Source organism: Halomonas sp. THAF12, assembly GCF_009363675.1.
In the GTDB taxonomy this organism is placed as follows: Bacteria; Pseudomonadota; Gammaproteobacteria; order Pseudomonadales; family Halomonadaceae; genus Halomonas; species Halomonas smyrnensis.
Window position 1 is genome coordinate 977,633 of the sequence record NZ_CP045399.1, and the last position, 22,402, is coordinate 1,000,034.

At 70.4% G+C, this 22,402-nt stretch carries 20 protein-coding genes; 15 read left to right on the plus strand and 5 right to left on the minus strand.

Going from position 1 to position 22,402, the window contains the following annotated elements; all coding sequences use genetic code 11:
* The first annotated feature begins 131 nt into the window (after nt 1-131).
* The 3 genes from FIU88_RS19485 (at nt 132) to FIU88_RS04445 (ending at nt 1,140) form a co-directional block, all read left to right on the plus strand.
* Complete coding sequence (locus FIU88_RS19485; protein WP_301339547.1) at nt 132-266, plus strand: hypothetical protein; 135 nt, start codon at nt 132-134, stop codon at nt 264-266.
* Between the two features lies 1 nt (nt 267).
* Nucleotides 268-648: a hypothetical protein gene (locus FIU88_RS04440; RefSeq protein WP_152478331.1), complete on the plus strand. Its 381-nt coding sequence runs from the start codon at nt 268-270 to the stop codon at nt 646-648.
* Nucleotides 649-750: 102 nt separating this feature from the next.
* A complete protein-coding gene (locus FIU88_RS04445; protein ID WP_152478332.1) occupies nt 751-1,140 on the plus strand; it encodes a hypothetical protein in 390 nt (129 codons plus the stop codon).
* Between the two features lie 114 nt (nt 1,141-1,254).
* On the opposite strand, the gene asd is transcribed toward FIU88_RS04445, so the two are convergent.
* The 3 genes from asd to rsgA all read right to left on the minus strand — a co-directional run bounded on the left by asd (nt 1,255) and on the right by rsgA (nt 4,182).
* Nucleotides 1,255-2,091 carry an archaetidylserine decarboxylase gene (gene asd, locus FIU88_RS04450; RefSeq protein ID WP_152478333.1) on the minus strand — a complete coding sequence of 279 codons (837 nt, stop codon included), beginning with the start codon at nt 2,089-2,091 and terminating at the stop codon, nt 1,255-1,257.
* A gap of 152 nt (nt 2,092-2,243) precedes the next feature.
* Complete coding sequence (locus FIU88_RS04455) at nt 2,244-3,074, minus strand: sulfurtransferase (protein WP_152478334.1); 831 nt, start codon at nt 3,072-3,074, stop codon at nt 2,244-2,246.
* 73 nt (nt 3,075-3,147) lie between these two features.
* Nucleotides 3,148-4,182, minus strand: coding sequence for a small ribosomal subunit biogenesis GTPase RsgA (rsgA, locus tag FIU88_RS04460; RefSeq protein WP_152478335.1), 1,035 nt, complete (start codon nt 4,180-4,182; stop codon nt 3,148-3,150).
* Nucleotides 4,183-4,266: 84 nt separating this feature from the next.
* Between rsgA and orn the strand changes: the two genes are divergently transcribed.
* Nucleotides 4,267-4,860 (plus strand): oligoribonuclease, encoded by a 594-nt coding sequence (orn, locus tag FIU88_RS04465; protein ID WP_016856102.1) that lies wholly within the window; start codon nt 4,267-4,269, stop codon nt 4,858-4,860.
* A 17-nt stretch (nt 4,861-4,877) separates the two neighbouring features.
* Here orn and queG read toward each other — a convergent pair whose 3' ends face one another.
* Nucleotides 4,878-6,023: a tRNA epoxyqueuosine(34) reductase QueG gene (gene queG / locus FIU88_RS04470; protein WP_253742728.1), complete on the minus strand. Its 1,146-nt coding sequence runs from the start codon at nt 6,021-6,023 to the stop codon at nt 4,878-4,880.
* A 112-nt stretch (nt 6,024-6,135) separates the two neighbouring features.
* Here queG and FIU88_RS04475 point away from each other — a divergent pair, with 112 nt between their 5' ends.
* The 11 genes from FIU88_RS04475 to FIU88_RS04525 all read left to right on the plus strand — a co-directional run bounded on the left by FIU88_RS04475 (nt 6,136) and on the right by FIU88_RS04525 (nt 19,401).
* Nucleotides 6,136-7,641: an NAD(P)H-hydrate dehydratase gene (locus FIU88_RS04475; RefSeq protein ID WP_152478336.1), complete on the plus strand. Its 1,506-nt coding sequence runs from the start codon at nt 6,136-6,138 to the stop codon at nt 7,639-7,641.
* Nucleotides 7,642-7,643: 2 nt separating this feature from the next.
* The gene (gene tsaE, locus FIU88_RS04480; protein ID WP_152480126.1) at nt 7,644-8,174 is read left to right on the plus strand and encodes a tRNA (adenosine(37)-N6)-threonylcarbamoyltransferase complex ATPase subunit type 1 TsaE; all 531 of its coding nucleotides are present in this window, start codon (nt 7,644-7,646) and stop codon (nt 8,172-8,174) included.
* Nucleotides 8,171-9,622, plus strand: a complete 1,452-nt coding sequence (locus tag FIU88_RS04485; protein ID WP_152478337.1) for an N-acetylmuramoyl-L-alanine amidase — start codon at nt 8,171-8,173, stop codon at nt 9,620-9,622. Before tsaE ends, FIU88_RS04485 begins: the two co-directional genes overlap by 4 nt.
* Nucleotides 9,623-9,640: 18 nt before the next feature.
* On the plus strand, nt 9,641-11,695 hold the full coding sequence (gene mutL, locus FIU88_RS04490) for a DNA mismatch repair endonuclease MutL (protein WP_152478338.1): 2,055 nt from the start codon (nt 9,641-9,643) through the stop codon (nt 11,693-11,695).
* Between the two features lie 6 nt (nt 11,696-11,701).
* On the plus strand, nt 11,702-12,640 hold the full coding sequence (gene miaA, locus FIU88_RS04495; RefSeq protein WP_152478339.1) for a tRNA (adenosine(37)-N6)-dimethylallyltransferase MiaA: 939 nt from the start codon (nt 11,702-11,704) through the stop codon (nt 12,638-12,640).
* A 115-nt stretch (nt 12,641-12,755) separates the two neighbouring features.
* The gene (gene hfq / locus FIU88_RS04500) at nt 12,756-13,001 is read left to right on the plus strand and encodes an RNA chaperone Hfq (RefSeq protein WP_016855436.1); all 246 of its coding nucleotides are present in this window, start codon (nt 12,756-12,758) and stop codon (nt 12,999-13,001) included.
* Nucleotides 13,002-13,009: 8 nt separating this feature from the next.
* Entirely contained in the window at nt 13,010-14,326 is a 1,317-nt protein-coding gene (gene hflX / locus FIU88_RS04505) for a ribosome rescue GTPase HflX (protein WP_016855437.1), read from the plus strand.
* Between the two features lie 170 nt (nt 14,327-14,496).
* Nucleotides 14,497-15,735, plus strand: coding sequence for an FtsH protease activity modulator HflK (gene hflK, locus FIU88_RS04510; RefSeq protein ID WP_016855438.1), 1,239 nt, complete (start codon nt 14,497-14,499; stop codon nt 15,733-15,735).
* Nucleotides 15,736-15,737: 2 nt separating this feature from the next.
* The gene (gene hflC / locus FIU88_RS04515; RefSeq protein ID WP_016855439.1) at nt 15,738-16,622 is read left to right on the plus strand and encodes a protease modulator HflC; all 885 of its coding nucleotides are present in this window, start codon (nt 15,738-15,740) and stop codon (nt 16,620-16,622) included.
* Between the two features lie 222 nt (nt 16,623-16,844).
* Nucleotides 16,845-18,041 (plus strand): ATP phosphoribosyltransferase regulatory subunit, encoded by a 1,197-nt coding sequence (locus FIU88_RS04520; RefSeq protein WP_152478340.1) that lies wholly within the window; start codon nt 16,845-16,847, stop codon nt 18,039-18,041.
* Nucleotides 18,042-18,105: 64 nt separating this feature from the next.
* Nucleotides 18,106-19,401: an adenylosuccinate synthase gene (locus FIU88_RS04525; protein ID WP_016855441.1), complete on the plus strand. Its 1,296-nt coding sequence runs from the start codon at nt 18,106-18,108 to the stop codon at nt 19,399-19,401.
* 210 nt (nt 19,402-19,611) lie between these two features.
* Here FIU88_RS04525 and FIU88_RS04530 read toward each other — a convergent pair whose 3' ends face one another.
* Entirely contained in the window at nt 19,612-22,380 is a 2,769-nt protein-coding gene (locus FIU88_RS04530; RefSeq protein ID WP_152478341.1) for a tetratricopeptide repeat protein, read from the minus strand.
* Between the last annotated feature and the right edge of the window lie 22 nt (nt 22,381-22,402).

Below are 22,402 nucleotides of genomic sequence, written 5' to 3' on the forward strand. Positions count from 1 at the left end.
GCAAAAGCAGCACTGCAAGGACGCCGGTGACTCAATATTTCCGCCAGGGAAGGTGCGCTGCGGTCTGCCCGGCGGTAGCGTGCCTTTTGGCCGATCCGGCATGAGTGTTGGAACACGCAAGGAGGCAGAACATGACCGATGCCGCGCAGCCGGAAGAACAGCAAGGGTACGAGGACACGGCCTTCATGGCCGATCGTATTCCCCGGCTGGCACCGCCACCGTTTAATGCCCCCCTGGTTTCTGCACACCACGCATTAGCTGCGTAGGGTGTGCAGAAACCAGGGGGCAGTACAGCCGGACATTCCCCGGCTCGAGCCGTTCCGCCATCTCGACCCGACCACTCGAGCCTTCGACGAAGCCGGCAAGCGTGGCCGTCCGGCCACCTACTGGCGCGATCTCTACGCCAGCGTCGATGAAAAGGAGCTGAAGCGGCTTCGCGACGAGCATCACGAGAAGGTCAATGCTGCGCCCTGGGGCAGCCGCCCCGATCGGATGGCCCAGTCGGTGCCGGGTTATGAAGACAGCTACACCGCCGAGCCCGAAGACGTGAACGCCTATGCCCACGCGCCGACCAAGAACGTGCGTTTCGTGGAGCGTCCTGCGGCCTCGTCGGATGACGCCTCCGATCAGCACGATGCACGGCGCTGAACCTCTTGAACCTCGGTGGCTGATGGTTTCACCGAGGTTTGTCCGATCGACGCCGCAAGGCCGTTACAATGGCGCCCACATTCATCTCTTGGAAAGCGCATCATGAAGGATTCGGGGATCAAGGTCGCCACCTATGTCTGCCCGGCATGCCAGGAACGGGTCGGGCTGCGGCATCGCCATGCGCTGCGCCTGCTGCGCAACGAGACGGCCGAGTGCCCCAAGTGCGGGGCCGACGATCTCGTGGCGGGGGCGTCACGCGAGACGTTGTCCGGCCATCTTCGCCAGATGGAAGAGGCGGCGAAGAAGTATTCTCGTATCGTGCTGGTGACGGTGCCGATCATCCTGGCCACCCTGGCGCTGCACTTCTTCGGCAAGATCCCGACGCCGGTCTTCGCGGGGATCTTCATCGTCGCCATGGGCGTTCAAATCCTGGGCAAGCCGAGGAAGGCCATGCGCTCGCCGGTCGAGATCACGCTGGAGCGCTCGAGCTGAGCCGCTGGCGATCGTGACGTGACATGATCGGCCGGACACGACAGGGCCCACTCACCTGAGTGGGCCCTGTTCGTGGGTGGCTCGAGGGTGAAGCAGGGAGCCGGGCGGCTGGTGTCAGCCGAAGTCGCCGAGTCGCTGGCCCATCCTGACCGTCTGTTCCGCGTCCAGGCCGTTGAAATCGACCGGCTCGGCGAAGGTCATCACCACGGTGGAGCCGAGCTGGAAGCGGCCCATCTCCTCGCCCTTCTCGAGATGCACCGGGGTGTCGAAGCGGATGCGCTGGACGCCGCCGCGGGGCAGGGGCGTGATCTGCCCGGCCCACACCGTCTCGATGGCGGCGACGATCATGGCGCCGACCAGCACCAGCGCCATGGGGCCGTGCTCGGTGTCGAAGTGGCACACCAGGCGCTCGTTGCGGGCGAAGAGGTTGGGCACGTGGTGGGTGGTGGCGGCGTTGACCGAGAACAGCCGGCCCGGCACGTAGACCATCTCCCGGAGCGTGCCGGCCACCGGCATGTGCACGCGATGGTAGTCGCTGGGCGAGAGATAGACGGTGGCGAAGCTGCCGTCGCGATAGCGCCCGGCGGCTTCCAGGTCGCCGCCCAGCAGGTCGGCGGCGGTGAAGTGGTGGCCCTTGGCCTGGATCAGCCGGCCGTGCTCGAGGCGCCCGAACTGCGAGAGGGTGCCGTCGGCCGGCGAGACCAGCCCCTCGCCGATGGGGCGGGCGCCGTCCTTCAGCGGCCGGGTGAAGAACGCGTTGAAGCTCGGATAGGCGCTCGGGTCCGGCTGGTGGGCCTCGCCCATGTCCACCTTGAACTGGCGGATAAAGGCGCGAATGGCGAGGTCCTTGACCCAGGACACCCGGCAGTCGGCGAGCCGGCCGATCAGCCGCGAGAGCAGGTGGTGGGGCAGGGGATACTGGATCAGGGCGAACAGCTTGGCTGGGGTCACGAAGGGAACGTTCCGGTCGGTTGCATGAGTGATCAGAGGAAGGAGCGAAGAAGCAAGGCAGCGACGGGGCAGCCTTCCCTCTTCAAGGCGCGACGCGCCGGTCTTCCTTCCTCAGGCGGCCTGCTTCAAGCGGCGCCGCCGCGTCTTGCCGCTTATTTCTCGATCGGCGTGTCGTCGCGGTTGCCCCATTCCTTCCAGGAGCCGGGATAGGCGCGCATCTTCTCGAAGCCGAGTGCCTTGCCCACCAGCCAGGTGAGGCCGCTGCGGTGGTGGGTCTGGCAGTGAGTGACCACTTCCATGTCCGGCGTCAGGCCCAGCGTCTCGAGCTCGGTGATGAGCTCCGCGTAGTCGCGGATGCGCAGGTCGCGCGCCTTGTCCATGGCGTCGAGCCAGTCCAGGTTCACCGCGCCGGGGATGTGGCCGAGGCGCTTGTTGTCGCCCTTCTCGCCGTCGTACTCGGCGCGGGTGCGGGCGTCCCAGATCGCGAAGCCCTTCTCGCCCAGGCGCTCGGTCAGCTCGACGCGGTCGATGGCCACCTCGGGATGGAGAATCTCGGCCTGATAGTCGCTGGGCGCGGGGTTGGTCGTCTCGGTGGAGGTCGGCAGCCCGGCGGCGCGCCAGGCGTGGATGCCGCCGTTGAGGTAGGAGTAGCGGGTGTGGCCGATCAGCTCCAGGGTCCACAGCAGCCGGCCGGCCCAGCCGCCGCCCTCGTCGTCGTAGGCCACCACGTGGGTGTCCCGGGTCAGCCCCAGCGACGAGAACAGCGCCGACAGCGCCTCGGCGTCCGGCGCCTCGTTGGGCACGTCACCCTCGCCGCGCAGCAGCCGCTTGGGGTCCAGATAGACGGCGCCGGGCACGTGGCCCTGCTCATGGCTCTCGGCCTTCAGCGGCACGTCGATGATCAGCAGCGAAGGGGCGTCCAGCTGCGCCTCGAGCCGCTCGGGCTCGACGATCAGCGGCAGCAGGTTGTCTTCTGAACTCATGGGGCTCTCCTTGATCGTTCTGGCCTAGACGTCCTGGCCTGAATCCGCCCGGCTCGGGCATGCCGTTGTTCTTTCAGCTCTCTTCGAGACTATCGACGATACGGCGGTAGCTGGCAAAGCGGTCGGCGTGAATCTCGCCGCTCTCGACGGCGGCCAGCAGCGCGCAGCCCGGCTCCTTGCGGTGGCGGCAGTCGCGGAAGCGGCAGCGACCGAGGTGCTCGCGGAACTCGATGAAGCCCTCGGCGACCTGAGCCTCGTCCAGGTGGATCAGGCCAAACTCGCGGATGCCGGGGGAGTCGATCAGCTCGCCGGCCCCATCGGCGTCCCGCTCGCCCGGGGCGAAGCGGTAGAGCCGGGCGGTGGTGGTGGTGTGGCGGCCCTTGCGCGAGTCCTCCGACAGCGCGCCGATGCGCAGTTCCTCGTCCGGCAGCAGGCGGTCGATGAGTGAGGACTTGCCGACCCCGCTCTGGCCGACGAACACCGAGGTACGCCCGGCCAGCCGCCGATGGAGGGCGTCCAGGCCGCCGTCGCGGGCGGTGGTGGTGGTCACCACCGGATAGCCCAGCGCCGCGTAGCGTTCCAGCAGCGCGCCGAGCTCGCCGCCGTTCTCGGGCAGCAGGTCGGCCTTGTTGAGCACCAGCACCGGCGCGATGCCGGTGGCCTCGGCCGCCACCAGGTAGCGGTCGATGAGGTTGGCGTGAGGCTCGGGCTCCACGGCGAACACGATCAGGATCTGGTCGATGTTGGCCGCCACCGGCTTGAGCTGGCCCCGGGGGTCGGGGCGCTCGAGCACGCTTGCGCGCTCGCCGCGGGCCACCACCACGCCGCTGCCGTCCTCGCCGGCGCGCCAGATCACCCGGTCGCCGGTGACCAGCCCCTCGAGGTTGGCGCGCAGGTGGCAGCGCACCGGGTCGCCGTCGCCCTCCGGGCGCACGTCCAGGGTGCGGCCGAAGTGGGCGATCACCCGCCCGGGCTGTTCGGCGCCGTATTCGCCGGCGTCGAGCTTGTCGGCATCCTGCTGGCCGCGCTTCTCGGCGCGCTTGGCGCGTTCGGCCTGGATCTTCTCGATGCGCCAGCGCTGCTGGCGGGTCAACTTGCGTTTGCTCATGAGGGCCCGAAGGTCGGTACAATGGCGGCATTGTACTCATCAACGGGGCCGGCTGTCGCCGGCCGCACGATCAAGGAACGTCCCATGGCCGCGAACCAAGATGCCCAGGATCCGCGCACCCGGCGCCTGGTGTGGATCGACCTGGAAATGACCGGGCTCGACCCGAACCGCGAACGCATCATCGAGGTGGCCACCCTGGTCACCGACGCCGAGCTCAACGTGGTCGCCGAGGGGCCGGTGATCGCCGTCCATCAGCCGGATGCCCTGCTCGAGGGCATGGACGACTGGAACCAGAAGACCCACGGCGCCTCGGGGCTGGTCTCGCGGGTCAAGGCCAGCACCGTCGACACCGCCAAGGCCGAGCAGGAGACGCTGGCGTTCCTGCGCGAGCACGTGGCGCCGGGCAGCTCGCCGATGTGCGGCAACAGCATCCACCAGGACCGCCGCTTCCTCGAGCGCGAGATGCCCGAGCTGCTGGCCTTCTTCCACTACCGCAACCTGGACGTCTCGACCGTCAAGGAGCTGGCCAAGCGCTGGAACCCGGGCGCGCTGGTCGGCTTCAGCAAGCGCAACGTCCACCTGGCGATGGACGACATCAAGGAATCGATCGCCGAGCTGTCGCACTATCGCCAGACCTTCCTGCGCCTCGAGGACGAGGACGGCGACGAGGAAGAGTAAGCGGTTCGTCGTCGGGGCTAGGCCTCGACGGCGATCGTGTTCCGCTTCTTCTCCTGCTGACGCGCCAGCGCCCAGCGCACGTGCTCGCGGACCAGGTCCGAGGGATACGCCAGCCGGGCGCGCAGCGCGGCCTCCACCGTCTCGCTCCAGGGCGCGTTGCCGAGCCCCACCGCCAGGTTGCGCAGCCAGCGCTCGTAGCCGATCCGTCGGATCGGGCTGCCGGCGGTCCTGTCCAGGAACTCCTCCTCGCCCCAGGCGAACAGCGCGACCAGATCGGCGCGGTCCAGGTCGTGGCGCGGCGCGAAGTCGGCCTCGCTGCTGGCCCGGGTGAAGCGGGTGAAGGGGCACACCAGCTGGCAGTCGTCGCAGCCGAACACCCGGTTGCCCATGGCGGCGCGGAATTCCTCGGGAATGGCGCCGTGCAGCTCGATGGTGTGGTAGGAGATGCAGCGCCGCGCGTCGACCACCTTGTCCTCGACGATGGCGTCGGTGGGGCAGGCCGTGCGGCAGGCGCTGCAGCTGCCGCAGTGCTCCGCCTCGAAGGGCTCGTCCACCGGCAGCGGCAGGTCGGTATAGAGCTCGCCGAGGAAGAACAGCGAGCCGGCCTTGGGATTCAGCAGCATGGCGTTCTTGCCGAACCAGCCGAGCCCGGCCTTGCGCGCCAGGCCGCGCTCCATCACCGGGGCGGAATCGACGAAGGCGCGATAGCCGAACGGGCCGATCTCGGCTTGGATCTGCTTGGCCAGGCTCGCCAGGCGCTTGCGCATCAGCTTGTGGTAGTCGCGCCCGACCGCGTAGCGGGAGACGTAGGCCTTCTCCGGCCGCGCCAGCATCCTGGTGGTTTCCACCTCCGGCGGCAGGTAGTCCAGGCGCACGCTGATCACCCGCACCGTGCCGGGCTCGAGCTCCTCGGGGCGGGTGCGCTTGGTGCCGTGCTTGGCCATGAAGCCCATCTCGCCGTGATGGCCGGCGTCGAGCCAGCGCTGCAGGCGCGCCTCGTCCTCGGACAGGTCGACGTCGGCGATGCCCACCTGCTGGAAACCGAGTTCGCGGCCCCAGGTCTTGATGCGCTCGGCCAGCTCGGCCAAGTCGGTCTGCTGAGCCAAGTCGGTCTGCTGAGTGAGACGATCGGGGGCGTCGCCCGCGGGAGACGGCTGGGTCATGATTGAGGAAACACCGTTCGGAAAGGCGCCGCGACGCTTGGCGAGCGGCGGGAGACAGGACACACTTCGTGGAACGTCCATGGTAAAGCATCGCCTCGAAGGGAGACAGGGAATGACGGCATCGTCCGAAGCATCCGGCCGGGCGCTGTATCGCGCCGAGCAGGTCCGCGAGCTGGACCGTCGTACCATCGCCGCCGGCATCGCGGGCTTCGCGCTGATGCAGCGCGCCGCGGCGGCGGCCTTTCAGGTGCTGCGCGAGGCCTGGCCAGAGGCCCGCTCGCTCAGCGTGCTGTGCGGCGCCGGCAACAACGGCGGCGACGGCCACGTGCTGGCGGCGCTGGCCGCCGCCGAGGGCTGGGCCGTGCAGCGCGTGGCGCTCAAGCCGGTGGAGGCGCTGACGGGCGACGCCCGCCGGGCCGCCGACATGGCCACCGCGGCGGGCGTGGGGCTCGAGCCCTGGCGGCCGGGGCTCACGCTTGCCGGCGAGGTGGTGGTGGATGCGCTGCTCGGCACCGGGCTTGCCGGCGAGGTGCGCGGCGACTTCCGCGAGGCCATCGCCGCGATCAACGCGGCCGAGCGGCCGGTGCTGGCCATCGACATTCCCTCCGGCGTGCACGCCGACACCGGCGCCGAGCTGGGCGTGGCGGTCGAGGCCACGCGCACGGTCACCTTCATCGGCGACAAGCTGGGGCTGCACACCGGCCGCGCCCCGGCGCTGACCGGGGAGGTGATCTTCCGCGGGCTCGACGCCCCCGGCTCGACCGCGGCCGACATGCTGCCGGCGGCCGAGCTGCTGCACCGCGACGCCATCGCCGCGGCGCTGCCGCCGCGCCCGCGGGACGCCCACAAGGGTGACGCCGGCCATGCGCTGGTGCTCGGCGGGGCGCCGGGCTTCGGCGGCGCGGCGCTGCTGGCCGCCGAGCATGCCGCCCGGCTGGGGGCCGGCAAGGTCAGCCTGGCCACCGCGCCGGAACACGTCACCGCGAGCCTGGTGCGCCGCCCCGAGGTGATGGTCCACGGCGTGCGCGGCGCCGCCGATCTCGGCGAGCTGCCGTCGCAGGCCGATGTGCTGGTGGTCGGCCCCGGGCTGGGGCAGGGCAGCTGGGGCCAGGCGATGCTGCAGGCCGCCCTCGACGCCGGCCGGCCGCTGGTGGTCGACGCCGACGCCCTCAACCTGCTGGCCGGCCGTTTCGGCGGCCTTTCCCGGGACGACTGGCTGCTGACGCCGCATCCCGGTGAGGCCGGCCGCCTGCTCGGCACGAGTGCGGCCGAGGTGGAGGCCGACCGCCCGGCGGCGGCCGCCGAGCTGCAGCGCCGCTACGGCGGCACGGTGGTGCTCAAGGGCGCCGGCAGCCTGGTCGCGGGGCCCTCGGGGCTCGCCGTGTGCCCCTACGGCAATCCGGGCATGGCCAGCGGCGGCATGGGCGATGCCCTGTCCGGCATCCTCGGCGCGCTGCTGGCCCAGGGGCTCGACGGCGAGACCGCCGCCCGGGTCGGCGTGATGGTGCACGCCCTGGCCGCCGACGAGGCCGCGGCGGCGGGCGGCCAGCGTGGCCTGCTGGCCGGCGATCTGGCATCCTGTGCGCGAATTCTGGTCAACCCGACGATGGGCGAATGACGATGCAGCTGCGACTCGATGACGAAGACCGCCAGGTGGCCTTCGGCGAATCCCTCGGCCGGGCCCTCGGCGGCCACGGCCTGCTCTTTCTCGAGGGCGAGCTGGGCGCGGGCAAGACGACCCTGACCCGCGGCATCCTGCGCGCCTACGGGCATCGCGGCGCGGTCAAGAGCCCCACCTACACCCTGGTCGAGCCCTACGAGCTCGAGACAGTGCGCGTGAACCACTTCGACCTCTATCGCCTGGGCGATCCCGAGGAGCTCGAGTTCATCGGCGGCCGCGACCTGCTGGCCGACGACGCGCTGTGCGTGATCGAGTGGCCGGCCCGCGGCGAGGGCTGGCTGCCGACGCCGGACCTGACGGTGACGCTGAGCCTGGACGGCGAGGGCCGCCGGGCGACGCTGGTCGCCGGCAGCGACCACGGCCGCGCGCTGCTCGAGCGCCTCGCCGCCGATGCCTCTTTGTCTGCAGCAGAGCAGTCCGAGGCAGCGCAGCCCGGGGCGACGGGCCCGGAAGGCGACCGCCTCCCATGAGCCAGGGCACCGTGTCCCGCCGCCTGCTCGGCGGCCTGCTGGCGCTGGCGGCACTGATGCCGTCCGCGGCCCTCGCGGCCAGCGTCGACAACCTGCGCCTGTGGGCGGCCCCCGACCATGCCCGGCTGGTGTTCGACCTGTCGTCCGCGGCCGAGGCGAACGTCTTCAGCCTCGACGATCCGCGCCGCCTGGTGATCGACCTCTCGGACACCCGCCTGGCCGCCGACGTCGAGCGGCTCGACCTGGACGGCAGCGCCATCCGCGACGTGCGCACCGGCGTGCGCGACGGCGATGACCTGCGCGTGGTGCTGGAGCTCAACCGCGAGGTCGAGCCGCGCCACTTCAGCCTGGCGCCCAACGAACAGTACGGTCACCGCCTGGTGGTCGATCTCGAGTATCCCGGCGAGAGCGCCGTGGAGGACCCGATCGATCCCATCGAGGCGATGATCCGCGATCAGGAGATCGCCGCCGACCGCGCCCAGACGCAGGCCCAGGTGCAGGGCCGCGATGCCGCCGCGACGACCCCGCCCCGAGAGCCCGCCCAGCCGCATCCCAAGCGCGACATCATCATCGCCGTGGATGCCGGCCACGGTGGCGAGGATCCCGGCGCGATCGGCCCCTCGGGCACCCGCGAGAAGGACGTGGTGCTGGAGATGGCCCGGCGGCTGGCGCGCAAGGTCAACGACGCCGAGGGCTTCAAGGCGGTGCTGATCCGTGACGACGACTACTACGTCGGCCTGCGCCAGCGCACCCGCATCGCCCGCGAGCAGAAGGCCGACTTCTTCGTCTCGATCCACGCCGATGCCTTCCGCAGCCCGCGGCCCCACGGCAGCTCGGTGTTCGCGCTGTCCCAGAGCGGGGCGACCTCCGAGACCGCCCAGTGGCTGGCGGCCAGCGAGAACCGCTCCGACCTGATCGGCGGCGTCGACGGCAACCTGTCGCTCGACGACAAGGACGAGGTGCTGCGCGGCGTGCTGCTCGACCTGACCATGACCGCAACCCTGAACGATTCGCTGACCATCGGCGGACAGGTGCTCGACCGGCTGGGCCGGATCAACGACCTGCACAAGCCGCGGGTGGAGCAGGCCGGCTTCGTGGTGCTCAAGTCGCCGGACATTCCCTCGCTGCTGGTCGAGACCGGCTTCATCTCCAACCCCGACGAGGAGCGCCGGCTGCAGCAGTCGGGCTATCAGGAGCAGATGATGGACGCGGTGTTCGGCGGCGTCCGGGCGCACTTCCACCGCAATCCGCCGCCGGCCAGCCTGCTGGCCTGGCAGCGCGATCAGGGCCGCGACACGGGCGGCAACGAGTATCGCATCCAGCCCGGCGATACCCTCTCCGAGATCGCCGCCCGCCATGGCGTGCCGGTGGCGCAGCTGCGCCAGGCCAACGCCCTGAACGGCGACGTGATCCGCGTCGGGCAGGTGCTGCGGATTCCCCGTTCGTGAGCGGGTCACGGGAGCGTTATGAGCGATAACTCACATATCCGGATCCTCGATCCCCGGCTGGCCAACCAGATCGCCGCCGGCGAGGTGGTCGAGCGTCCGTCCTCGGTGGTCAAGGAGCTGGTCGAGAACGCCATCGACGCCGGCGCGAGCCGCGTCGAGGTGGAGCTGGAGTCCGGCGGCGCCCGGCTGATCCGGGTGCGCGACGACGGCGGCGGCATCGACGAGGACGACCTGCCGCTGGCGCTGTCGCGCCATGCCACCAGCAAGATCGCCTCCCTCGAGGACCTCGAGGGCGTGGCCAGCCTCGGCTTCCGCGGCGAGGCGCTGGCCTCGATCAGCTCGGTGTCGCGGCTCGAACTGGTCTCCAATACCCAGGACGATCCCACCGGCGGCTGGCGGGTGGTGGTCGAGGGCCGGCGCATGGAGCCGCGGGTCACGCCCTCGCCGCATCCGCGCGGCACCTCGGTGACGGTGCGCGACCTGTTCTTCAACACCCCGGCGCGGCGCAAGTTCCTGCGCACCGAGAAGACCGAGTTCGGCCACGTCGAGGAGGCCTTCCGCCGCCAGGCGCTGTCGCGGCTCGATGTCGGCTGGGTGCTGCGCCACAACCAGAAGACCCTCCACCAGCTGCGCCCCGGCGGCGACCTGGTGGGCCACGAGCGGCGCCTCCAGGCGCTGCTCGGCAAGGGCTTCCTGGAGAACGCCCTGCACCTGGACCTCGAGACCGGCGGGCTGCGCCTGTGGGGCTGGGTCGGGCTGCCGACCCATTCCCGGGCCCAGGCCGACCAGCAGTACTTCTTCGTCAACGGCCGGGTGGTGCGCGACCGGCTGGTGGCCCACGCCATCCGCCAGGCCTATCGCGACGTGCTGTTCCACGGCCGCCATCCGGTGTTCGTGCTGTATCTCGAGGTCGACCCGACGGTGGTCGATGTCAACGTGCACCCGACCAAGCACGAGGTGCGCTTCCGCGACGGGCGCATGGTCCACGACTTCCTGTTCTCCAGCCTGCACCGGGCGCTGGGCGAGGCCCGGGCCGGCGCCAGCGTGGGCGGCGACGCGGAGCCGGGCGAGACCGCGGATGCTGCGCCCGGCGCGCCCGGCGCGCCCGGCGCGCCCGCGGAAGCCGAGGCGGCTCGCGCCGGCGAGGTCCGCGAGGCGCCGCCCCAGCCCGCCTGGCAGCAGCAGCCCATGGCGCTGCACGGCCGCGCGGAGGAGGGCGAACGCAAGGTCTCGCCGGATCGCGTGCGGGCCTTCATGGAGGGCTATCGGGCGCTGCATCCCGAGCACGAGGAGAGCCTGCTGACGCCCCAGCCTGCCGCCCCGGGGGCCGGTGGCGCCGCCGCCGACGTGGCGCTGGCCGAGCGCCAGGCGCGCTCGCCGCTCGGGGCCACGGTCGCCGCACCCGCCGAGGGCTCCGCTGCGGCGCCGTCCGAGTCGGCGCCCCAGGCCGCGCCTCGCCCGGCGATGCCGGAAGAAGACGCCACCAAGGCGCCGCCGCTGGGCTACGCCGTGGCCCAGCTGCACGGCGTCTATATCCTGTCGCAGACCGAGCGCGGGATGGTGATCGTCGACATGCACGCCGCCCACGAGCGCATCGTCTACGAGCGCATGAAGACCCAGGTGCACGGCGGCGCCCTCGAGGCCCAGCCGCTGCTGGTGCCGGTCTCGCTGGCCGCCAGTGCCGCCCAGGTGGCGACCGCCGAGGCCGAGCACGAGGCCTTCGCCCGGCTCGGCGTCGAGCTCGACGTGGCCGGCCCCGAGACGCTGCTGGTACGCCAGGTGCCCACGCTGCTGGTCGACGCCGACGTCGAGCCGCTGATCCGCGACATGCTGGGCGACCTCGAGCGCTACGGCCGCTCGGATCGCCTCGAGGCACACATCAACGAGCTGCTGTCCACCATGGCCTGCCACGGCAGCGTGCGCGCCAACCGTCAGCTGACGGTCGAGGAGATGAACGCCCTGCTGCGCGACATGGAGATCACCGAGCGCAGCGGCCAGTGCAACCACGGCCGGCCGACCTGGACCGAGCTGAGCATGAAGGAGTTGGACCGCCTCTTCCTGAGGGGGCAGTGAACGACGATGCATGACACCCGCCCACCCGCCATCTTCCTGATGGGCCCCACCGCCGCCGGCAAGACCGACCTGGCCATCGCGCTGCACGAACGGCTGGGCTGCGAGCTGGTCAGCGTCGACTCGGCGATGGTCTACCGCGGTCTCGACATCGGCAGCGCCAAGCCCTCCGCCGACGAGCTTTCCCGTGCGCCGCATCGGCTGATCGACATCCGCGACCCGGCCGAGCCCTACTCGGCGGCGGAGTTCCGCGAGGACGCGCTGCGCGAGATGGCCGAGATCACCGCGGCCGGCCGGGTGCCGCTGCTGGTCGGCGGCACCATGATGTACTTCAAGCGCCTGGTCGAGGGCGTGGCCAACCTGCCGTCGGCCGACGCCGAGGTGCGCGCCGAGCTGGAGCGCGATGCCGAGCGTCTCGGCCTGGCCGGCCTTCATGAGGCGCTGGCGCGGGTCGACCCGGCGGCCGCCGAGCGCATCCATCCCAACGATCCCCAGCGCCTGATGCGGGCGCTGGAGGTGTATCGCATCAGCGGCCGGTCGCTGACCGAGCTGTGGCATGAGCAGCGCCCGGAAACCTTTCCCTGGCGGCCGCTGTCGATAGGGCTCGCGCCCGCCGATCGCGGCGTGCTGCATGCGCGCATCGCCCGGCGTTTCGACGCCATGCTCGAGGCCGGCTTCCTCGACGAGATGGCCGCGCTCAAGGCGCGCGGCGATCTGACGCCGGAGCTCCCGTCGATGAAGAGCGTGGGCTATCGTCAGGGGTGGGAATACCTCGAGGGCGAGGTCGATCATGCGACCTTTCGTCACCGCGGCATCGTGGCCACCCGCCAGCTGGCCAAGCGTCAGCTGACCTGGATGCGCCGCTGGCCGGCGCTGCACTGGGTGGATAGCCTGGGCCCCGACCCGCTTGCACAACTCCTGAAACTGGTGCGCGAATTCGGGACTTAGCGTAAGATGGTCGCTTCGAGCGGCCGTACGACCGGGCTCATCGGTTACCCTGTGTCGCCCCCGGACGGGGCGAGCACTGAATGATCAACTCCAGAAACAATTCAGGGAGAGCAACATGTCCAAAGGGCAGTCCCTTCAAGATCCGTACCTGAACATCCTGCGCAAGGAGCGCATTCCGGTATCGATCTTCCTGGTCAACGGCATCAAGCTGCAGGGCCAGATCGAATCCTTCGACCAGTTCGTGATTCTGCTGCGCAACACCGTCAGCCAGATGGTCTACAAGCACGCCATCTCCACCGTTGTGCCGTCGCGCAACGTGCGGCTGCCGGCCCCCGATGCGCCGTCGGAAAGCAATGCGTGAGGTATTGATTGTTTTTTGAACGTCCCGACGCCGGTGAAACGGCGGTACTCGTCCATGTCGACTTCCAGGACGAGAAAGAGCGCGAAGACCCAGGCGAGTTCCTCGAGCTCGTGCGCTCGGCCGGCGCGGAGCCGGCCACCCTGCTGACCGGCTCGCGCAGCCGGCCCGACCCCCGTTCCTTCATCGGCTCGGGCAAGGCCGAGGAGCTGCGCGAGGCGCTGCAGGTTCACAAGGCCGAGCTGGTGATCTTCAACCATGCCCTGAGCCCTTCCCAGCAGCGCAACCTCGAGCAGTCGCTCCAGTGTCGCGTGCTCGACCGTACCGGCCTGATCCTCGACATCTTCGCCCAGCGGGCGCGGACCCACGAGGGCAAGCTGCAGGTCGAGCTGGCCCAGCTCGAGTACATGTCGACGCGCCTGGTGCGCGGCTGGACCCACCTCGAACGCCAGAAGGGCGGCATCGGCCTGCGCGGCCCGGGCGAGACCCAGCTCGAGACCGACCGCCGGCTGCTGCGTGGGCGTATCAAGGCCATTCACAAGCGCCTCGACAAGGTTCGCAGCCAGCGCCATCAGAATCGGCGTGCGCGCTCCCGAGCCGAGGTGCCCAGCGTCTCGCTGGTCGGCTATACCAACGCCGGCAAGTCGACGCTGTTCAACGCCGTGACCGCCTCTCGGGTCTATGCGGCCGACCAGCTGTTCGCTACTCTCGACCCGACGCTCAGGCGCCTGGAGATCGAGGACGTGGGGCCGGTGGTGCTGGCCGATACCGTGGGCTTCATCCGCCACCTGCCGCACAAGCTGGTGGAGGCCTTCCAGGCCACCCTGCAGGAGGCCGCCGAGGCCACCCTGCTGGTGCACGTGATCGACGCGGCGGATGCCGACCGCGACCTCAACGTGAGCCAGGTGGAGGAAGTGCTCGACGAGATCGGCGCCCTGGACGTGCCGACGCTCAAGGTGATGAACAAGATCGACATGTTCGACAGCGCCCCGCGCATCGAGCGCGGCGCCGATGGCATGCCCGAGACGGTGTGGCTGTCGGCCCGCGACGGCAAGGGCCTGGAGCTGTTCGAGCAGGCGCTCTCCGAGTGCCTGGCCGACGACATCATCGACTTCGACGTCACCCTGGAGCCGCAGCAGGGCAAGCTGCGCGCCGGCCTGCACGAGCTGGGCGCGGTGCGCGAGGAACGCTTCGACGAGATGGGGCGCACCCAGCTCGAGATCCGCCTGCCGCGTCGCGATTTCCTGCAGCTGATGGCACGGCTCGGCGAACGCGCCGATGACTACCTGCCGGAGGCCCTGCAGGACCGCCCCCTCTGGGAGGAGTGAGCGGGGAACCGCGAGGCACGGCAAGGCGGTGACGAGGCCGGAACAACGAGACCGTAATAAAAGAGTCGCCTTCGGGTGCCGACACACCAGGGTCGGCACCACAAGGATCGCAACCGATGCCCGTCGTGCCGGAGCGCGCGGCGGAACGCAACGCAGAGTGGAGACGACGTATGGCCTGGAATGAGCCCGGTGGCGGCGGCAACCAGCACGACCCCTGGAGCGGGGGAGGGCGCCGCGGCGGTAACGGCGGCGGTGGCAACCGCGGCGGTGGCGGCAACAATCAGGGGCCGCCCGACCTCGACGAGGCCCTGAAGAAGTTTCAGGACAAGCTCAACGGCATGCTGGGCGGCCGCGGCAAGCGCGGCGGCAACGGTGGCAAGGGCGGTGGCGGCGGCAAGCCGCGCAACGCCTTCGCCCTGCCGGGCCTGCTGCTGATCGTGGCGCTGGCCATCTGGGCCGCGTCCGGCTTCTACCTGGTCGACCAGTCCGAGCGCGGCGTGGTGCTGCGGTTCGGCAAGTTCCAGGAAGTGGTCACCCCCGGCCTGCAGTGGAACCCGCCGCTGATCGATGACGTGCGCATGGTCAACGTGACCCGGGTGCGCTCGGTCAGCCAGACCCAGTCGATGCTCACCCAGGACGAGAACATCGTCTCCGTCGAGATCTCGGCCCAGTACCAGGTCGCCGATCCGCGCGGCTACGTGCTGAACGTGCGCAACCCGGAGCTCTCGCTCGAGAACGCCCTGGACAGCGCGCTGCGTCACGTGGTCGGCGGCACCGACATGATCGACATCCTGACCTCCGGCCGCGAGATCCTCGGCACCGCGGTGGCCAGCCGCCTGCAGTCCTACCTGGACAGCTACGGCACCGGCATCCGCCTGCAGACCCTGAACGTCGAGTCCACCTCGCCGCCCGACGCGGTGCAGGACGCCTTCGATGACGTCATCCGGGCCCGCGAGGATCGTCAGCGCACCATCAACCAGGCGATGGCCTACGCCAACGCCGTGATTCCGGCCGCCCAGGGCCAGGCCCAGCGCATCGTCGAGCAGGGCCAGGGCTACCGCGAATCGGTGGTGGCCGAGGCTCGCGGTCAGGCCAACCGCTTCAACGCACTGCTGACCCAGTACCAGGACGCGCCGGCCATCATGCGCGAGCGCCTCTATCTCGACGCCCTGTCCGACGTCTACGGCGACACCAGCAAGGTGATGGTCGACGTCAACGACGACGCGCCGCTGATGGTGCTGCCGATGGATCGCCTGAGCCGCGGCAACACCGGTGCCGCCGGTAGCCAGGGTGGCGACACCGTGTCGATGGACCCCCAGCTCCTCGAGCGCCTGAGCGCCAGCCAGGCCGACGGCAGCAGTGACAGCCGCAGTGCTCGCAGCAACGGAATCAGCCGGGAGGGCCGTTAACGATGATCAATAACCGTTCCCTGCTCATCGTCGGCGGCCTGGCCGCCGTGGCCTGGCTGGCCAGCAACAGCCTCTACGTGATCGACGAGACCGAGCGCGCGGTGAAGCTGCGCTTCGGTGAAGTGGTCGAGGAGAATATCCAGCCGGGTCTGCACGTCAAGATCCCGATCACCCAGACCATCCGCAAGTTCGACACCCGGGTGCTGACACTGGACACCGACGCCAGCCGGTACCTGACCCTCGAGCAGAAGGCGGTGATCGTGGATTCCTACGTCAAGTGGCAGGTGGTCAATCCCACCCGCTACTACGAGGCCACCGCCGGCGACGAGCTGCAGGCCGTGCGCCTGATCCAGCCGCGGGTCGACGAGAGCCTGCGTAACGAGTTCGGCCGCTTGAACCTCTCGCAGATCATCTCCGAGCAGCGTGACGAGCTGATGACCGGGCCCACCGAGGAGCTCAACGAGCTGATGCGCGACGAGCTCGGGGTGGCGATCCTCGACATCCGGGTCAAGCGCATCGACCTGCCCGAGGACGTCTCCTCGGCGGTGTACGACCGCATGCGCTCCGAGCGCGAGCGCGAGGCCCGCGAGTGGCGTGCCCAGGGCCAGGAAGAGTCCGAGCGCATCCGCGCCAACGCCGACCGCCGCCGTCAGGTGCTGCTGGCCCAGGCCAACGAGCGCTCCGAGACCCTGCGCGGTGAGGGCGACGCCGAGGCCGCGGCCATCTACTCGGAGGCCTACGGCAAGGACGAGGAGTTCTTCTCCTTCTGGCGCAGCCTGGATGCCTATCGCTCGAGCTTCCAGGGCGACGGCAACATGCTGGTGCTGGATCCGTCCAGCGACTTCTTCCAGTACCTCAAGAGCCCGACGGCCCAGGGCGGCGAGTGACGGCCGGGAGGGGGCGGTTCAGGCCGCCCCTTCCGTTCGTGCGGGGTTCCTCCCGCCACCAAACGTGATAGACTCCTGTAACCGGGCGTGGCCCGGTTTTTTTGTGGCCGTTTTTTGTGGCCGACCACTCCCGGCATTCCCCTCCGGCGCTCCGCCAGGCGTGTGATTCACCCTGCCGCCAGGCTCGCCGAAGGCCAATCATCGTCTTGCAGGAAGAACGACATGACCATCGCTGACCGCTGGCTGCTGCCCGACGGCATGGACGAGGTGCTGCCTCCTCAGGCCAGCCGCATGGAGGAGCTGCGCCGGGCGTTGCTCGATCTCTACCATCGCTGGGGCTACGACCAGGTGATGCCGCCTCCCGTGGAGTTCCTCGACTCCCTGCTCACCGGCACCGGCACCGAACTCGATCTGCAGACCTTCAAGCTCACCGACCAGATGACCGGTCGGATGATGGGCGTCAGCGCCGACGTCACGCCCCAGGTGGCGCGCATGGACGCCCACTCGCTGAAGCGCCAGGGCCCGGTGCGGCTGTGCTACTGCACCACCGTGCTGCGGGCCAAGGCGGACCAGCATCAGGGCGGTCGCAGCCCGGTGCAGGTCGGCCTCGAGCTGTTCGGCCATGCCGGCCTGGAAGCCGACCTGGAGGTCCTGCGCCTGGCGCTGACCAGCCTGCAGGTCGCCGGCGCCGGCGAGATCCACCTGGCGCTGGGCCACATCGGCATCTACCGTAGCTTGGTGGAGGCCGCCGAGCTGACCGCCGAGCAGGAGAAGGCGGTGTTCGAGGCCCTCGAGCTCAAGTCGCCCGGCGAGCTGGCCGCGCGGGTCGAGCAAAGCGTCAGCGATCCGGCCATGGCCGGCATGCTGTGCGCCCTGGGCGAGCTGCACGGTGGCCCTGAGGTGCTGGAGCAGGCCCGCGAGGCCTTCGCCGAGGCGCCCCAGGCGGTGGGGGCGGCGCTCGACCAGCTGCGTGCCCTGCACGCCGGCGTGGTCGCCGAGCATCCCGACGTGGCGCTCTACTTCGACCTGGCCGAACTGCGCGGCTACCAGTACCACACCGGCATGATGTTCGCCGCCCACGTGCCCGGCTACAGCCAGGCGTTGGCCAAGGGCGGCCGCTACGATGACACCGGCCGCGCCTTCGGTCGCGCCCGCCCGGCCACCGGCTTCTCCCTGGAGCTCAAGCTGCTGGCCAACCTGGTGCCCAGCGAGCCGCCCCACGACGGCATCTGGGCGCCGGCCGAGGGCGAGGGCCTGGCCGAGGCCATCAAGGCCCTGCGCGAGCAGGGCGAGCGGGTCGTCCAGGCGCTGCCCGGGCAGCGCACCGGTCCGCAGGAACACCGCTGCCAGCGGCACCTGACTCCCGCCGACGGCGGCTGGCAGGTCGCGCCGCTGGCCGCGGCCAGCGATCAGGCCTGATCTCAGGCAGACACGATATCGGCACCGCCGGACGCTGGCGGCGCAGCAACGAGAGACGAGGCAAATGGGCAAGAACGTAGTCGTACTGGGCACCCAGTGGGGTGACGAAGGCAAGGGCAAGGTCGTCGACCTGCTCACCGAGTCCGCAGGCGCGGTCGTGCGCTTCCAGGGCGGACACAACGCCGGTCACACCCTGGTGATCGATGGCGAGAAGACCGTCCTGCACCTGATCCCCTCCGGCATCCTGCGTGACGACAAGACTTGCGTGATCGGCAACGGCGTGGTGCTGTCGCCGGAAGCGCTGCTCGAGGAGATCCGCGAGCTGGAAGCCAAGGGCGTGCCGGTGCGCGAGCGCCTGCGCCTGTCGCCGGCCTGCCCGCTGATCCTGCCGTACCACGAGCGCCTCGACCAGGCCCGCGAGAAGGCCCGCGGCGTGGCCAAGATCGGCACCACCGGTCGCGGCATCGGCCCGGCCTACGAGGACAAGGTCGCCCGCCGCGGCCTGCGCCTGGGCGACATGCTGCACCGCGAGCGCTTCGCCTCCAAGCTCGGCGAGGTGCTGGACTACCACAACTTCGTGCTGACCAAGTTCCACGGCGAGGAGCCGGTGGACTTCCAGCAGGTGCTCGACGACGCCATGCGCATGGCCGACGAGCTGCGCTCCATGGTCTGCGACACCGTGAGCCTGGTGCACGACGTGCGCAAGGCCGGCGACAACATCCTGTTCGAGGGCGCCCAGGGCTCGCTGCTGGACATCGACCACGGCACCTATCCGTTCGTGACCAGCTCCAACACCACCGCCGGCGGCACCGCCACCGGTTCCGGCGTCGGCCCGCTGTACCTGGACTACGTGCTGGGCATCACCAAGGCCTACACCACCCGCGTCGGCTCCGGCCCGTTCCCGACCGAGCTGTTCGACGAGCACGGCCGTCACCTGGCCGAGAAGGGCCACGAGTTCGGTGCCACCACCGGCCGTGCGCGCCGCTGCGGCTGGTTCGACGCCGTGGCCCTGCGCCACGCCGTGCAGATCAACTCCGTGTCCGGCATCTGCCTGACCAAGCTCGACGTGCTCGACGGCCTGGAGAACATCCGCGTCTGCGTGGGCTATCGCAGCAAGGACGGAGAGCTGCTCGACACCCCGGTGGACTCCGAAGGCTACGAGGCCATCGAGCCGGTCTACCAGGACCTGCCGGGCTGGAGCGAGTCGACCATCGGCATCAAGAGCGTCGAGGCACTGCCGGCCAACGCCCGCGCCTACATCAGCTTCCTCGAGGAGCAGGTGGGCACCTCCATCGACATCATCTCCACCGGCCCGGATCGCAACGAGACCATCGTGCTGCGCAATCCCTTCGGTGAATGAGCCCTTCGGTGAAGTAAGCCCTTCGGTGAAGTAAGCCCTTCGGTGAAGTAAGCCCTTCGGTGAAGTAAGCCCTTCGGTGAAGTAAGCCCTTCACCGAACAGGCGCCGCGGCGGCTAGGCCTTCGGGCCTTCCCCCGAACGACGACGGGCCGGCAGGAAACTGCCGGCCCGTCGTCGTGTGTGGCCTCCCGCCATGAGAGGCCGGGCGCGATCAGCGTTCGGCCGATGCCACCTGCAGCGCCTGCATGGCGTCCTCGTCGGACAGCAGGTCGTGCAGCGTCTGGGCGGCCAACTCGCCGTTGCCGTCCATCACCTCGTCGAGCCACAGCAGCGCCTGCTCGCGGTTGGCGTTCTCGAGCCCGTTGGCGGTCAGGTAGGCCTTGGCCAGCGCCAGGCGCGCGGTCTCGTGGCCCTGGCGCGCGGCCTCCAGCAGGTAGTCGGCGCCCTGACGAAGGTCCTGGCCGAGGGTCTCGCCGCGCAGCAGCTCGCGGCCGAGGGTGGCCTGGGCGCCGGCGTGGCCCTGTTCGGCGGCCTGCTCGAGCAGGCGGCGTCCGCGCGCGGCGTCGACGCTCATGCCGCCTTCACCGCGCAGCAGCGCGGTGCCGAGCAGCGTGCGCGCCGAGAGGCTGCCGGCCTCGCTGGCCTGGGTGAGCCAGGTCCTGGCCTGCTGCGGATCGGGTTGGACGCCCTTGCCCTCGAGGTAGGCGGCGCCGAGGCGCTGGGCGGCATAGTCGTCGCCGGCCTCGGCGGACTCGCGCAGCAGCTCGATGCCGCGCTGGGTGTCCTGGGCGACGTGCTCGCCCTCGAGCAGGGCGTCGGCGAGGGCCAGCCGGGCGCCGCTGTTGCCGCGCGCGGCGGCCTGCTCGAGCAGGCGCATGCCGCGCTCGGGGTCGGCGCTCACGCCTTCGCCGGTCAGCAGCAGCTTGCCCAGATCGCCGCGGGCCCCGACGTGGCCGCCGGCGACGGCCTGCTGCAGGTAGCGGGCGCCGCGGGCGGGATCGCGTGTCACGCCCTTGCCCTCGAGATACATCCGTCCCAGATCGGCGCTGGCGCCCGGATGGCCCTCGTTGGCGGCGCGCTGCAGCCAGGAGCGTGCGGCGTTCAGGTTCTGCTGCACGCCACGGCCGTTGAGGAAGGCCTCGCCGAGCCGCGCCATGGATCCGGGGTGGCCGTCTTCCGCGGCCTCCACCAGGGCGTTGATGTTGCCGGCCTTGCCCTGGTCATAGTGCAGCCGTGACAGGGCATCCTCGGCCGAGTCGTGACCGGCCTCCCGGGCGCGGTTCAGCCACTCGCTGGCCTTGCCCAGGTCGCGGGGCACGCCGTCGCCCTTGCGGTAGGCGCGGCCCAGCACCACCATCGCGTAGGCATCCCCCTCGCGGGCGGCCTCTTCCAGCAGGGCGAGGCCGCGTGAGGGCTGGCGCTGCTGGAGGGTGCCCTCGAGATAGCCGGCGCCCAGCGCCGTCTTGGCGGAGGCGTCGCCGGCATCGGCGGCCTGCTTCAACAGCTCCTCGGCCTTCGACGGATGGTAGGGCAGCACCTCGCCTTCCAGGTAGGCCTCGCCGAGCATGCGCAGGGCGGCGGTCTGGCCCTGGTCGGCGGCGTCCTTCAGCAGGGCCTCGGCGCGCTGGCCGTCGGCCGGCACGCCGTTGCCTTCCAGGTACATCTGCCCCAGCTGCTGGGTGGCGTAGGGGTGGCCCAGCTCGTTGGCGCGCTCCAGATACTCGCGCGCCTGGCTCGGCTGGCTGGCGTGGCCCTCATCCTCGAGGTAGTAGGCACCGAGCAGCGACAGCGCCAGGGCGTCGTCTTGTTCGGCGGCCTGCTTGAGCAGCTCGATGCCGCGGCGGGGATTGGGGGGCAGCCCGTCGCCATCGAGCAGGGCGCGGCCCAGGGTGACCTGGGCATCCACCGAGCCCTGGGCGATGGCCGCGCTCAGCCAGTGCTGGGCGCGTTCCGGGCTGGCGGCCACGTTGGCGTTGCCTTCCAGCAGCAGCTTGCCCAGGGTTTCCATGGCCGACACATTGCCGTCCAGGGCGGCCTGCTCCAGCATCGCCTGGCCGCGCTGGGGCGCGTTGCCTTCCACCAGCGAGCGGCCGGCCCGGCTCAGGGCGCCGGGATCGCCGGCCTCGGCGGCCTTGTTCAGCCAGTGCATGTGGCGCTGGGGCTGGTGGCCCATCAGGCCGTCCTCGGTGAACAGGCCGGCCAGCTGATTCATGGCGCCGACGTCGCCGGCGCGGGCGTCCTGCTCCAGCAGCTCGGTGTAGCGCTGGGCGTACTGGCTGGAAAGGCCGCGGTCTTCGGCCAGCCAGCCGCCGGGGCCGTGGGCCTTGGCCAGGGCCTCGAGGGCGGCGCCGTTGTCGGCCTCGGCGGCGCGCCGGTAGAGCGCGGCGGCCTGTTCGGGGTCGGCCTGGACGCCGTCGCCGCCCTCGACGAGCAGCTCGGCCATGGCGGCCTGGGCCCGGGGGCCGACCTCTTCCTCGATGGCCTGCTGGATCAGGTAGTAGGCGAGCACGTCGTTGCGCTCGACGCCGCGCCCCTCACGGTAGAGCTTGGCCAGGTTCAGCGAGGCGTTGCCGGTGATGTAGGAGGGCGTCTTGATGGCCTCGGCATAGAGGCTGGCCGCGCGCGCCGGATCGGCGGGCACGCCCAGGCCCTGATCGAAGATCTTGGCCATCTCGTAGTAGCCCTTGGGCAGCCCCTTCTGCATCAGCGTCTCGAGCTCGGCGATGGCCTGCTGGCTGCGGCCCTGCTCGAGCAGCTGTTGCGCCTTCTCCACGGTGTTCTTGTGCATCCATTCCAGGGTGCGCGGCTGACCGCCGTCGAACCAGTCCGCGTACTGCGGCGGCACGGGAGCGGTGACGTGGGCGTCGGGCTGCGGGGTGGTGGCGCAGCCGCCGAGCCAGGCCACCAGGGTGGCCGAGACGGCCAGCTTCAGCCCCGTGGGCTGGCGAGGAGATGAGATGTCGCGTGGAATCTGGGTCATGATGTCGGGTTGCCTCGAAGTG